Origin of the sequence: Anaerosporobacter faecicola, assembly GCF_012070565.1 — a bacterium.
Classification (GTDB): Bacteria; Bacillota; Clostridia; order Lachnospirales; family Lachnospiraceae; genus Anaerosporobacter; species Anaerosporobacter faecicola.
Map to the genome: position 1 here is coordinate 153,616 of NZ_JAAQRO010000008.1, position 13,755 is coordinate 167,370.

At 35.0% G+C, this 13,755-nt stretch carries 13 protein-coding genes; 3 read left to right on the plus strand and 10 right to left on the minus strand.

Features of this window, described 5'->3' with window-relative positions; genetic code table 11:
* Nucleotides 1-475: 475 nt before the first annotated feature.
* A complete protein-coding gene (locus HBB17_RS03905; RefSeq protein WP_167955919.1) occupies nucleotides 476-1,375 on the plus strand; it encodes a LysR family transcriptional regulator in 900 nt (299 codons plus the stop codon).
* 223 nt (nucleotides 1,376-1,598) lie between these two features.
* Nucleotides 1,599-1,733, plus strand: coding sequence for a hypothetical protein (locus HBB17_RS20605; protein WP_274380754.1), 135 nt, complete (start codon nucleotides 1,599-1,601; stop codon nucleotides 1,731-1,733).
* 86 nt (nucleotides 1,734-1,819) lie between these two features.
* Here HBB17_RS20605 and mutY read toward each other — a convergent pair whose 3' ends face one another.
* From mutY to HBB17_RS03950, 9 genes are all read right to left on the minus strand, one after another.
* Entirely contained in the window at nucleotides 1,820-2,962 is a 1,143-nt protein-coding gene (mutY, locus tag HBB17_RS03910; protein ID WP_167955921.1) for an A/G-specific adenine glycosylase, read from the minus strand.
* A gap of 21 nt (nucleotides 2,963-2,983) precedes the next feature.
* Complete coding sequence (locus HBB17_RS03915) at nucleotides 2,984-3,502, minus strand: DNA-deoxyinosine glycosylase (RefSeq protein WP_167956233.1); 519 nt, start codon at nucleotides 3,500-3,502, stop codon at nucleotides 2,984-2,986.
* Between the two features lie 210 nt (nucleotides 3,503-3,712).
* A complete protein-coding gene (purB, locus tag HBB17_RS03920) occupies nucleotides 3,713-5,146 on the minus strand; it encodes an adenylosuccinate lyase (RefSeq protein ID WP_167955923.1) in 1,434 nt (477 codons plus the stop codon).
* 108 nt (nucleotides 5,147-5,254) lie between these two features.
* On the minus strand, nucleotides 5,255-6,694 hold the full coding sequence (gene purF / locus HBB17_RS03925) for an amidophosphoribosyltransferase (protein WP_167955925.1): 1,440 nt from the start codon (nucleotides 6,692-6,694) through the stop codon (nucleotides 5,255-5,257).
* Between the two features lie 17 nt (nucleotides 6,695-6,711).
* Nucleotides 6,712-7,416, minus strand: coding sequence for a phosphoribosylaminoimidazolesuccinocarboxamide synthase (gene purC / locus HBB17_RS03930; protein ID WP_167955927.1), 705 nt, complete (start codon nucleotides 7,414-7,416; stop codon nucleotides 6,712-6,714).
* A 497-nt stretch (nucleotides 7,417-7,913) separates the two neighbouring features.
* The gene (locus HBB17_RS03935) at nucleotides 7,914-8,969 is read right to left on the minus strand and encodes an aldose epimerase family protein (protein WP_167955929.1); all 1,056 of its coding nucleotides are present in this window, start codon (nucleotides 8,967-8,969) and stop codon (nucleotides 7,914-7,916) included.
* Between the two features lie 130 nt (nucleotides 8,970-9,099).
* On the minus strand, nucleotides 9,100-11,286 hold the full coding sequence (locus HBB17_RS03940) for a PAS domain-containing protein (RefSeq protein WP_167955931.1): 2,187 nt from the start codon (nucleotides 11,284-11,286) through the stop codon (nucleotides 9,100-9,102).
* A gap of 76 nt (nucleotides 11,287-11,362) precedes the next feature.
* Nucleotides 11,363-12,097: a vitamin B12 dependent-methionine synthase activation domain-containing protein gene (locus tag HBB17_RS03945; protein ID WP_167955933.1), complete on the minus strand. Its 735-nt coding sequence runs from the start codon at nucleotides 12,095-12,097 to the stop codon at nucleotides 11,363-11,365.
* A gap of 251 nt (nucleotides 12,098-12,348) precedes the next feature.
* Complete coding sequence (locus HBB17_RS03950; protein ID WP_167955935.1) at nucleotides 12,349-12,546, minus strand: cold shock domain-containing protein; 198 nt, start codon at nucleotides 12,544-12,546, stop codon at nucleotides 12,349-12,351.
* A 321-nt stretch (nucleotides 12,547-12,867) separates the two neighbouring features.
* Between HBB17_RS03950 and HBB17_RS03955 the strand changes: the two genes are divergently transcribed.
* On the plus strand, nucleotides 12,868-13,257 hold the full coding sequence (locus HBB17_RS03955) for a helix-turn-helix transcriptional regulator (RefSeq protein WP_167955937.1): 390 nt from the start codon (nucleotides 12,868-12,870) through the stop codon (nucleotides 13,255-13,257).
* A gap of 34 nt (nucleotides 13,258-13,291) precedes the next feature.
* On the opposite strand, the gene HBB17_RS03960 is transcribed toward HBB17_RS03955, so the two are convergent.
* Nucleotides 13,292-13,582 carry a DUF1294 domain-containing protein gene (locus tag HBB17_RS03960; protein ID WP_207717317.1) on the minus strand — a complete coding sequence of 97 codons (291 nt, stop codon included), beginning with the start codon at nucleotides 13,580-13,582 and terminating at the stop codon, nucleotides 13,292-13,294.
* Nucleotides 13,583-13,755 lie beyond the last annotated feature (173 nt).

Sequence of the window (13,755 nt, forward strand, 5' to 3'; positions counted from 1 at the left end):
TCCTATTGTTCTACGAAAAATGTTATGCATGCGTGGCAAAAGGTATTATGCCTAGAAAAATATGACCTTTCCTCTTGTATTCTGTTATAACTTATCGTAGATTCTTTCTTCGTCGTATTATAAGAGTAAAATTCTTTTTCCCTTACATCATAGTATCATTCTAGCATACTAATTTCCATAAATGAAATACATATTACTCATATTTACTATGTTGAAAAGTTATGTTTGCTATACACATGTAATTTCTGAAATTCTATTGAAATATACTTGCATTTGTACCTGTTATTGGTATAAGATATTATGATATAAGGGACAGAATACCTTTTGTCTCTATATGAATTAGCTTTTATCGTTTATATCATACTAAGATACAAGGGACAGAATACCTTTTGACGTTTATATCAATAGGATACAAGGGTGATAACCCTATGCTATACATAGATTCAGCAAGTTTCTTGCTAAACCGGAGGTCATTATGGAACAGAACTTATCTCTTTATAAAATATTTAATTGCGTTGCAAAAGCAGGAAACATCTCCCGCGCTGCAAAAGAGCTCTATATTAGCCAACCAGCCATTAGCAAGGCAATCAGCAAACTTGAGCAAAACTTAGAAGTTACCTTATTTACTCGTAACTCTCGTGGCGTTCATTTGACCAATGAAGGAAAAATGCTCTATGAGCATACCAAATCTGCTTTTGAAACATTACAACTTGGCGAAGATATGATCAAAAAGATCAATGAATTAGGAATCGGACATATTCGTATTGGTGTCAGTACGACTCTTTGTAAATATGTTTTAATTCCTTATTTAAAAGATTTTATCGCCAAATACCCACATATCAAGGTAACCATTGATTGTCAATCAACCTTCCAGACCATGGAATTACTAGAGAACCGCAAAATCGATATTGGTCTGATTGCCAAACCAGAGCAATTAAGAAATATTTCATTCTTCCCAATTGCGGAAATTGAAGATGGCTTTGTTGCAACGAAAACTTACATGGAAAATCTAAAGCTTCGTGAAGCGGGCGATCATTTTGATGTTTTTAAATCTGCAAACTTAATGCTTCTTGATGAAGAGAATATTACTCGTATGTATATTGATAACTATTTCCGTACCTATCATGTTGAAACGAACAAGATTTTAGAAATCAACAACATGGACTTGTTAATTGAATTTGCTAAGATTGGACTTGGTGTAGGATGTGTTATTAAAGATTTTGTTCAGGACGAACTAAAGTCTGGTACATTAATTGAGGTACCATTCGTTGTGCCAATAACCAAACGTCAAGTTGGTTTTGCTTATGCCTCCAACATAGAGCCTTCGGAATCTTTACAAAAGTTCATTGATTTCTACCAAGAAAAAGACTCATAAATGACAGTATTTCCTTATTTATGTATTAGAACCAATCTTTTTTTCAGACTTAAGAATATCATAAGATTTTCATAAGAATAATTCATCAAATCTTACTCATATCTTAAAAACAAATTACGCAAACTATGTTTTAATAGAAGTGTAAGTTTATTTGTTATAAGATTAAGCTTATAATTTTTACCGAGAGAAGTTTGACTTATTGATTTAAGAAATGAGGGTTAATATGAACATCTATGATTCAAAAAAAGAAGAATTTCATAAAATTCGTTTGTTACTGTTTAAAGCAGTAGGTGAAGTGTTATTAATAATCTGTATCCTTGTAGGCGCAGGTTATGGTCTAGGAAAACTATTTGGCTAATGCCAACCTAACAATATGGATAAAAAATCTCAAGCCTTTTCATCATCGTTTTCGTGAAACGATTACAATGAATATGGCTTGAGATTTTATTTTTCTTCCCAAATCTTATATTTGTCAAATGCAGATGGTAAAGCAAATGTTTCCTTAATCTCTTTTCGTGCAACCAATTGATTGGTATCTTCACTAAAAATATTACCTTGGCTACCAGAGTTATCCACCTTTTGTGTGATAAGCGCATTAAGTTGTCCACAAAAATGAAGCATTTGTTCACGTTTCGCGAATAGAATGTGGAAACCTGTCATATGCCACTCCACATGACTAAATATATGTTTGGCTTCTCCAAGTGACTGTACCGTAACCTCTGCTTCTGGGATTTCTTGCTGAATCTGTTCTTGTACTTTATCTATCGTACTTTTCCCTTGCATGTTGGGAAGTTCCCATAATCCGGCCAATAACCCTTTGCTCCCTCTCTTGTGCAAAAGAATTTTATTCTCAAATTCTATTACATATATGGTCTTCTCTTCGATTCTTCGCTCTTTCTTTTTTGCTTTTACTGGTATCTGCATCTGCAGATCTTGTTTGAAAGCCAAGCACAGATGCATAACAGGACAGACCTGACAATTTGGTTTTCCATTGGGCACACAAATGGTTGCTCCTAGATCCATTAATGACTGGTTAAAAGCACCTGCGTGTCCTTTTGGTGTAATTGCTGTAAAGATTCCTTCTAACTCCTTCTTCACCTTTGCTTTTGCTATATCATCAAAACTTCCCGCTAACCGTTTCGCTATGCGGAGTACATTCCCATCTACTGCAGCTACAGGTATTCCATACGCAATGGAAGCAATGGCACCAGCTGTATAAGTTCCAATCCCAGGCAATTTTAATAACTCCTCATATGAGCAAGGTAATTCTCCCTCATACTCTTCCATTATAACTCTCGCTGCTTTCTGTAGATTTCTTACTCTGGAATAATATCCTAAACCTTCCCACAGTTTAAGTAGAACGTCTTCCTCTGCATTGGCTAAATCACGAATCGTTGGTAACGCTGTAAGAAAGCGATCATAATAACCACGTACAGCTTCTACACGGGTTTGTTGCAACATGATCTCGGATATCCACACATGATAAGGGGTAGGTTCAAGCCTCCATGGTAAGATTCGTGCATTGGCTTCGTACCAATCCACAAGATAAGGAACGATTTCTTTATAATCATAGGGTGTGTTATTCATGACCCCTGCCTTTCTATCTACTTATATATGAATCTGTTCCCAGCAAAGGACTAATTTTTCTAGTGAAAATGCTGCATTTGCTGGACTTGTTGACGGAAGCTTTATTATATCATGATTTGTTATGGGATAGCAATATTTTTTATAAAGTTCATATGACTTATTCCCATTTGCATAGATTTGTTGAATGGGTGCAGCCTCTAATATTCTCGTTATGTCATTGGGAATTACATTTCTAATACTACTATCACTAGAACCAACAATCTCACAGCTTTGTATCACATCCCATACAGCAATACCATGCTTTAAAAGAAATGCCTTTTTTTGTTCAATGGAAACAGGTACTTCCTCCTTCATCACGGCTGCAATCACTTTCCAAAAGCGATTTTGTGGATGATGATAGAAGAATTGACCTTCTCTTGACTTTACAGAAGGAAATGAACCTAATACAAGGACTTTCGAATATTCATTAAAAATTGGTGCTATTGGGTGAATGATCCGATTGCTAATTTTCTTTTCTTCTTTTATTTCATTTTGTTCCATTTCTTCTTGTTCCATCTCTTTCCCCTTTCTTCTAGCAATGTAATTTTAGGTTCTTATCGTTTAATGAGCAATTGTATATAGTCGTTGGTTTTTCCTTTCAAACTAATCCAGTTATTCATTATTTAACGTCGAAAAGCAACCTCCTACCTTCGTAGAAGATTGCTTTTAGTTTATGCATTCTAATTAATATTATAAGTTCACCATCAAAGACTATACGTTGATTTCAGCTGTCATTCCTAACATATCTTTGTTTGCATCAAGAATTGGCTGAATCACTTCACGAACAAATTCTTCTGTCTGCATAGGTGCGCAACCAACATATTTGCTTGGATCCATTGTTTTCTTTAATTCTTCTAGCGTCATATTGAATGCTGGATCTGCTGCGATCAATTCAAGCAGGTTATTGTCCAAACCATTTTCTTTTACATTCTTTCCAGCTTCCATTGATAACTGACGAATTCTCTCATGCAATTCTTGACGGTCTCCACCAGCCTTTACTGCATCCATCATGATATTCTCTGTTGCCATGAAAGGAAGTTCTGACATAAGTCGTTTTTCAATAACTTTTGGATAAACAACAAGTCCATCTACCACATTAAGATATAGATCTAAGATTCCATCAACCGCTAAGAAACCTTCTGGTATACTTACTCTCTTATTTGCAGAATCATCTAATGTTCTCTCAAACCATTGTGTTGATGAAGTCATGGCAGGATTCATGGCATCTGCCATTACGTAGTTTGCTAAAGAGGCAATACGTTCACTACGCATTGGATTTCTCTTATAAGCCATTGCACTAGATCCAATCTGGTTCTTTTCAAATGGTTCTTCAATTTCTTTTAAATGTTGTAATAAGCGAATATCATTGGAGAATTTATGTGCACTTGCAGCAATTCCCGCTAACACATTCAGTACTCTTGTATCCACTTTACGAGAATAGGTCTGTCCAGATACTGGATAACATTCCTTATATCCCATCTTCTGCGCAATCATACGATCTACTGCTTTCACTTTCTCGTAATCTCCATCGAATAATTCGAGGAAACTTGCCTGTGTTCCTGTTGTACCTTTTGAACCTAATAATTTCATGGAATCAATCAGGTACTCTAAATCATCAAGGTCTAATTTCAATTCCTGTAACCATAATGTTGCACGTTTTCCAACCGTTGTTGGTTGAGCTGGTTGAAAATGTGTAAATGCAAGTGTTGGAAGATCTTTATATTTCATAGCAAACTTTGATAATTCAGCGATAACGTTAATTAACTTTTTACGTACTAAACGAAGAGCTTCTGTCATAACGATCAAGTCTGTATTATCGCCTACATAACAAGAAGTTGCGCCAAGGTGAATAATTCCTTTTGCCTTTGGACATTGTACACCATAAGCATACACATGTGACATTACATCATGTCTGACCAAAGCTTCTCTTTCCTTTGCAACATCATAATTGATATCCTCTTGATGTGCTTTTAGTTCTTCGATCTGTTCCTCTGTAATATTTAAACCTAATTCTTTTTCTGTCTCAGCAAGAGCAATCCATAATTTTCTCCAAGTACGGAATTTCATATCTGGCGAGAATATATATTGCATCTCCTTGCTTGCATATCGTTCAGACATAGGGCTTACATATCTATCATTACTCATGTGTTTCTCCATTCTATTCATATACTATGAACTGCCTAAGCAGTATCACTCTTCCTATTAAAATATACGTGTTATATATTATACCTTTTGGGTAAAAATTTATTTAAATTATTTATCGAAATCGCCTCGAATATCTTCTTTTGGTGGTTCTACTGGATATTGGCCTGTAAAGCAAGCACTACAATACCCCATATCACTACCTAGCATTTCTCCAAGACGCTCTACATCCAGATATCCTAATGAGTTTGCACCTAACATTTCACAGATTTGCTCCACTGTATTGTTATGCGCAATCAATTGGTCATCTGAAGGAATATCGGTTCCGAAATAACAAGGGTATAAAAACGGTGGTGAACTGATTCGTACATGTACTTCGGTAGCACCAGCATTTTTTAACATACGAACAATTCGTTCACTGGTTGTCCCTCGTACAATGGAATCATCGATCATTACTACACGCTTTCCTTTTACTACCTCTTTTAATACGTTCAATTTAATCTTAACACTAGACTCTCTTACACTTTGTTTCGGTTTAATGAACGTTCTTCCCACATAGCTATTCTTTACAAATGCCATTCCATATGGAATACCCGATTCCATGGAAAATCCAAGTGCCGCAGCATTTCCTGAGTCTGGAACCCCCACAACGATGTCGGCCTCCACTGGGTGCGCCTGGGCTAAGATCTTACCAGCCATAATTCTTGAGTTGTAGACACTTACTCCATCAATACTACTGTCTGGTCTAGCAAAATAGATATATTCGAATATGCATCTGGCTGTCTCCTGTTGACACATACTTGTATCTGATACAATTCCATCTTTCGTAATGGTTACAATCTCACCTGGCATAACATCTCGCACAAATTCCGCACTAACTGCATCCAGTGCACAAGTTTCAGAAGCTAATATATAGCTATTGTCTCTTTTTCCAATACAGAGAGGACGGAAACCGAATGGATCTCTTGCTCCGATTAGTTTTCTTGGACTCATAATAATTAAGGAATATGCACCTTTAATCTTCTGCATGGCATTCTTAACTGCCGATTCTACATTGGATACATTCAATCGTTCTCTTGCAATATGATAAGCAATAACTTCCGAATCAATTGTTGTTTGGAAGATTGCGCCTGTATACTCCAGTTCATGACGAAGTTCCAAAGCATTAATCAGATTACCATTATGAGCCAGTGCCAAGGTACCTTTCACATAGTTAAGAACCAATGGCTGTGTATTCTCTCTTGTACTTGCTCCCGCTGTAGAATAACGAACATGTCCAACTCCAATATCACCTTTTAGTCCTTCTAAGCTCTCTGGAGTAAATACTTCATTAACTAATCCCATGTCTTTTACAGACAGTACTTTTCCTTTGGGACCATTGGTATCTGATACGGCTATACCACAACTTTCCTGTCCACGATGTTGCAGTGCAAACAATCCATAATAGATGGAAGAAGCTACATCGTTTCCATCTAAATCATAGATTCCGAACACACCACATTCTTCATGTAACTCATCCGATCTCATACTACTTAATTTGTTATCACTCATTCAGTCTTTCCCCTATACTAGATGCCTAATCTTTGAAATACTTCCTGATATGCATCTTCAACATTGCCTAAATCTCTACGGAATCTATCTTTATCTAATTTATCATGTGTTTTGCTATCCCAAAGTCTACATGTATCAGGTGAGATTTCATCTGCAAGAATGATTTCACCATTGCATCTTCCAAACTCAACTTTGAAATCAATTAATTCGATTTCACAAGAAGCAAAGTATTCACATAATACGCTATTAATCTTGAAAACTAATTCTGTAATTTTATCAATCTCTTCTCTTGTAGCAGCTCCAATGGCAATTGCATAGTAATCATTGATCATTGGATCACCAAGGTCATCATTTTTGTAACTGAATTCTAATGTAGGAGCTAACAGTTTGGTTCCTTCTTCAATACCAAGTTTTTTTGAGAAGCTACCAGCAGCTACATTTCTAACAATTACTTCTAGTGGCACGATCTCCACTTTCTTAACAGCAGTTTCGCGTTCGCTAAGTTCCTCAACAAAATGTGTTGGTACACCTGCTTTTTCAAGAATCTTAAACAAATGATTACTCATTTTGTTATTGATAACGCCTTTCCCAACGATTGTTCCCTTTTTCAAACCATTGAATGCAGTTGCGTCATCCTTGTAATCTACGATATATACGCCTTCTACATCTGTTGTGTAAACCTTTTTAGCCTTGCCTTCATAAAGCATTTCTAATTTTTTCATCGTTTGCCACCTATCCTTTGATTCCCTATTTTGAGATTGCTATGTTACAAGGAGACAGCGCTGATTTGCCCCCGCCTCAAGTCGCGTATTTGGACAAATCACATCGTTATCGTCCTAGTATATTCGCTACTTTTAATTATAAACGAGCCCCAAAGATAAGCAATACTTTTTTATATTTTTGTCAATTTATACGAAAAGAGGAGCGGTAACAAATCAGTTTTGTATACATTGATTATGCCGTAAATACAGTAATAAGGAGCACTTTTTAATCATTTCAGTACTCCTTATAATCCTTCGATTTATTGCTTTCTATAAGAAAGATCATAAGCTCTTTTTAACAGGCAATTGTCGATTGTTAAAATGCAAATAAACAAATTAAAGATAGATTAATTTATTATGATCAATTTTATAGCAGAAATTAAGGGTGACACACATTTTTGTGCGACACCCCGCAAAATAGGAACACATAGCCCCATTAGGGCTGTTTGGAATATTTTCTAAATAGTAGTAAACTTATATACGGTTACATAATCATACTGTTGATCAGCTTTTGTAACGGAAGATGGGAATTCTGGGATATTACATGAATTTGGGTAGAATTGCGTCTCAAAACATACGCCATCTCTTGAATGATACTCTACACCGTCTTTTCCTTTTTCTCCATTTAAGAAGTTTGCTGTATAGAATTGCATTCCTGGAAGATCCGTATACACTTCCATCTTACGTCCACTTGCTTCATCCGTTAATTCAGCTACTAGCTCTACATCATTACTTTCATGTTTTAGAACAAAATTATGATCATAGCCACCTGCTTGTTTTAATGGTTTATATTCTGCTTGAATGTCTCTTCCGATTTCTTTAGCAGTTCTAAAATCCATAGGAGTTCCTTCTACATCTGCAAATTCACCTGTTGGAATCAAGGCATCATCTGTTGGAGTGAATTGGTCGGCATTGATCCATACTTTATGGTTAAGGATTGAGCCTGCAGCATGTCCTGACAAATTGAAGTAAGAATGGTTTGTAAAGTTCACTACCGTATCTTTATCCGGAACAGCAAGATACTCCATTACTAATTCATTCTCATCCGTAAGGGTATAGGTTACTGTTATGTCAAGATTTCCTGGAAAGCCCTGTTCCATATCAGGACTTAAACGGGAGAATTCAATTGAAGCAGATTCTTCATCTTCGTAATACTCTGTTTCATAAAGGAACTTGTTAAAGCTCTTTCTTCCTGAATGAAGATTATTGTTGCCATCATTTTTTTCTAATTCATATGTTTTTCCATTCAAAATGAACGATGCATTGCCAATTCGATTTGCATGTCTTCCAATAAATGAACCAAAGCCTGGTGCATTCTTTGTGTACTGTTCCAATTTGTCATAACCGAGAACAACATCCTCTAATTTTCCATTAGCATCTGGTACTAATAATTTTACAAGTACAGCACCATAATCGCTGAAAACTGCAGTCATACCTGATTTATTTTTTAAGGTATATAAGCTTGCTTGTTCCCCTTCCATTGTTTTACCAAAAGCTGATTTTTTAATACTCATACTCTATCTCCTTTATATTTCCATGATACTTAATAGGAATCACTTGTTGTAGTCCCATCAAGTCAACAAACGTACTTTCATTATACATTATTTTTATAAAAACGAAAATATTTCCTTAGTAAAACTGGAATTATTTTTTATTTGCTCTATTATGATATTCTATATTCTTTTTCGCTTGGATTCGATCGATGATTACTTTCACCACTTTATACATTTCACTTAAAAATATAACCTTCTTTTCACTCCAATTTTGTTTTCCCGTTGGATCACCGATTACTAACATAACATTTTCTTCCATATTCTGATCAAACAACATGAAAACAACTGATCGGAACATTCTTATTCGCAGCTGTTTTTGTATATATGGAGGAATCTCTCCCTCGTTATACACAACAATCTTTTTATCCAAAAATACTCGTAGAAGTTCACTGCATTTGAGCAAATCCAAACTCTCGCTTTTTGGGGAAAGATTACTAATCCCTCTCCCTTCATTTGTCCATTCGAAATTTTTTACGTAATGATCCATTTGTCTTATCTGACGAAACAATAGAATTTCTCCTATATATATATACTGTGACGCATTTTGTATTAATTGTCCAATTGTTTCATATAAATTATCACTTGTCAGCGCTAATTCCAATTGTTCATTCAAGAACTTCTTTTTGCGCCTCATATCCTCAATTTCTAATTCTTGTCGTTCCGTTTTATCCTTCAACCGTAACAATTCTATATTCTTTACAACACCTTTACTGACTTGATTTACCATAGCGATCATACATTGAATGACTGGTGCATCTTCGTCTAATTCCTTCTCTGTAAATAGATGCAATAACCCTACACATTTTTCATCCACTATAAATGGAAATGCATAGATATATAATTGATGTTCTTCATCATACTGCATAACATAGGAATTCTCATACTCTTTTGTTTTTTTAAACAATTCTCGAAAATAGTCTCTTCCCCTACGTTCCTCATAGAATTCTCTACATCTCTTTGTAATCGTCTCCTGCCAGACTGCATCGCATACCAATCGTCCCATATAGTCTGTAACCGCACAACTTAATTTCATTCCAGTTGCATAATTCTTGATAATCGTCTCTAGTTCTTCAACATCAAAGAGATCCGAAAATCGCACATAGCGTACCGGGATTTTTCCCTGCTTTACCCGATCGACTTTTGCTTTTATTATGCCAATACTTTCTCTTAATTCTTTTTGTAAAGACTTAATATCCGATATATCTGTTAAGATAAAGTCTACATATTGATCCGATACACGCCAATTATCACTGTCAATGAATACTGTCTGTGCTTTTACCCATACATTGCTTCCATCTGCTTTTCGAACACGGAATTCAAACTCAACTTTACTTGTATTTTTTCTTTTTACCTGGATGAATTTATTTAATAAGAGATTCTTATCTTCTGCAGCGATCAAATCTCGGAAACATACTTCGCGTATATAGAATTGTTTCTTGTTATATCCCCATTTTTCCACATTCGACGTAACAAATTCCACAGACCAATTTTCATCTACACGGATACGCATAAAAACACTTTCATTTAAAGCAAGTAATTTCGTAAGTCTCCATTTTTCTTTCTTAAGCCACTCATTTTCCTTCTCAAACTCTTCTTGGGTAAGCATGAGATTATAGACCCCTAGCAAACCAATCACTGTTCCATTCTTGTTAATAATTGGTATACGACTCATATTAATGAATTTAGTTGAGTTATTCCGATATTGAATTAGCTGCATGACATTCCAAATGGATTCTTTCTCCTTGATAACTCGCATTTCATTCTCAAATAATAATTCTTCTACTTCTTGATCATAGGTTGAGGTGATATCCTCAAATTCCAAATTACTTTCTTTAAAATCTTCCCTACAAAAATGATTTGCTCCCCTTAATTTCAACCGCTTATCCTTCCAAAATAAACGTGGTACGTGGGATGAAAATTTGTCTCCAAAACTCTGTTTATCTGTATAGTCAAACACAATTATAGAGATGTGTTTTTTATCCAGTTCAAAGGAATTTATTTCAAAGTCAATTCTTATATTCCTATTTTCTATTGTAATTGGCATATCCATTAGGATATCCGTCTGTTCTCCATATACTTGTTCAATAACAAATGGTCGCAACTTATTTTCTGGCATATATCGAAGGATTTTCCCACTCGGTGAAAGTATTTCCCTTCCCCTTTTATTGATTGCTATTATTCTTCTTGTCTCAAATACAAATATTACAGTTGGAAAATCGATCACATCAACAAATTGCTGGTATCGTATTTTCTCACTTGCTTTCATCGTAATCACCATGCCCTTCCAAAAGTCAAGTAACTTTGTGCAAGGCACAAAATAGCATGTGAAAGATTGTTCTTTCACGTAAGCCTCTCTACTTTCTTTTCTTTTTAAAGGTACAATATCCACAAGCTTTATTTGTTGCTATACATGTTCTACATGGATTACTTACAAACTCATCCCATCTCTTTTTATGATCTCCAACCTTGCAAGCAATTCCACATATCGTGTTCTCCGGAGTAAACTGACAAGATGCATGTAAAGTAACACCAATCTGATTTCCCTTTAATAACATATAGATTGATTCGTTTTCTTCTATTGGCATACCAAAATAGCCTGGTCCTAAAATTTGATCCTTATAACCCTTTACTAACTCATCCCGATATGCCTGTAATGCACTATACATCCACATAGATTGATAGTATTGCTCCATAACACTTATGCTCGCTTCTTTTTGTACCTCGTAATATGTTTCATAATACATTCTTCCCTTATGTTCAATCTCTTTATCCTGTATTACAAAATTATCTTCTTCACAAATAGTTATAAGAAATACCATTATTGATATTATATCATGAAATATCTCATCTTCAATGAAATCTATTGAAATTTTATATTCTCCTAGTTGAAGTTTTCCTTGTTCGATCCGAAATTCGTCCACCTTATATTCTCTTGATGCACTACGGATCCAATTCTTCTTTACAACTTCTCTTCTTACTTCATCGGCTTGTTTTTTTTCTTCTAGCCCTAGGAATGCATTACCGGGTAATTGATAAAAATATTCATTTAGTTGAAACAGATTCATCCGTTTTTCCTTATATTGGATCAATTCATCCTCCCCTATACAATCAATTTTCTACAGATAACAGCCATCTTCAGCTGACACCTACCTGATGTGCGAGTGCACATCCCAATATATCTCAAAAAAACTACCTCTTAACCATTACTAGTCAAGAGGTAGCACCTTACAATTCTATGAAATTGTATTCATAATCAATACGTTAAAACAATATAGCTATTTCTGTATAAAAATTCAAAAATTTATATATTAGAAAAAGGTACACTGATTAAGCAGTTTGATTAAAGTTTTGTAACGTTTGTAGCTTGTGGTCCTTTAGCTCCATTAACGATATCGAATTCTACTTCTTGGCCTTCTTCAAGAGATTTGAATCCTTCCATGTTAAGTCCAGTGTAGTGTACGAATACATCGTTACCTTGTTCATCACTGATGAAACCGAAACCTTTTTGATTGTTGAACCATTTAACTGTACCTTTCATCTTCAATTCCTCCAAAACAAATAATAATCTACGTTGCTCTTGCAACTAGCCATATGATAACATTTTTTCTAAAGATTGTCAAACATTTTTCATTCAATATCTATTTTAGGAAATAATACTCATAAAAGTAGAAAATATGTCGTGAATTGTGCGACATTAATCGATTAAATTTCCAATACACGTACTTAATTTCTCTATTCCCATTTCTCAAAGCAACAAACCGTTGCCGTCTTATTATGGCACATTTTGTTGCTTTATGATATTTTTACCAGTTAACTTGCTATAATAAGTATGTTATTCTCATAACAATAGGAGGAGAATATGCTACCAAATAATCTACCGCTTTCAAAAAAATTGAGAGATTTACGTATTTCACATGGGTATACACAGAAATATATTGGTGACTATCTTAACATTACCCGCCAAGGGTATGCTCATTATGAAAAGGGTGGCAGAACGCCTGATAATCAAACGTTAATTAAACTTGCTTCTCTCTATAATCTAAGTATTGATGAATTGATTAATTCCAAATTAATTCCAAGTACTATTCATGAAGAATCTGCCTATTCTACATATAATCGTCAGAACGCGCAATCTCTAAGTTCGTTTGAAGCAAAATTAATACAGTATATCAGGCAATTACCATCGAATACACAGCAGGATATCTTAGAGTATGTTAAGTTTCGACTCTATAAAAACCCAAAGCAATAGGTCTCCTATTGCTTTGGGTTTTTTAACTCCATGATCAAACAGTCACACCAAAGTAGATCACAAGTATTAATTGTAAAATCAATATTGCAGGCATTCCATAGACAAACGACTTATGCTTTGTTTTGTGACGAAATTTTTGCATTCCAAGAATCGTTCCAATACTTCCACCTAGTAGAGCAACCAAAAACAACGTTTTCTCTGGTATTCTCCAAGCTCCTCTTTTTGCTTTGCTTTTATCAATTCCCATGATTGCAAATCCAACACAATTACAGAGCAATACATATATTCCTATAATTACTATGTAATTGTTTTCAATAAATTTCATTTCGAAACATACTCCTTTCTTGTATTCAATAATATAAATGTACGAAGTACACTTTGTTCTCCGCGCCGAGCACAGTCAGCTTCAGCTGATATCTACCTTATGTGCGAATACGCATCCCCGGAGGGTTTCTATAATAGGAAAGTCGGAGGACTTTCCTATTATAGAACAAAGGA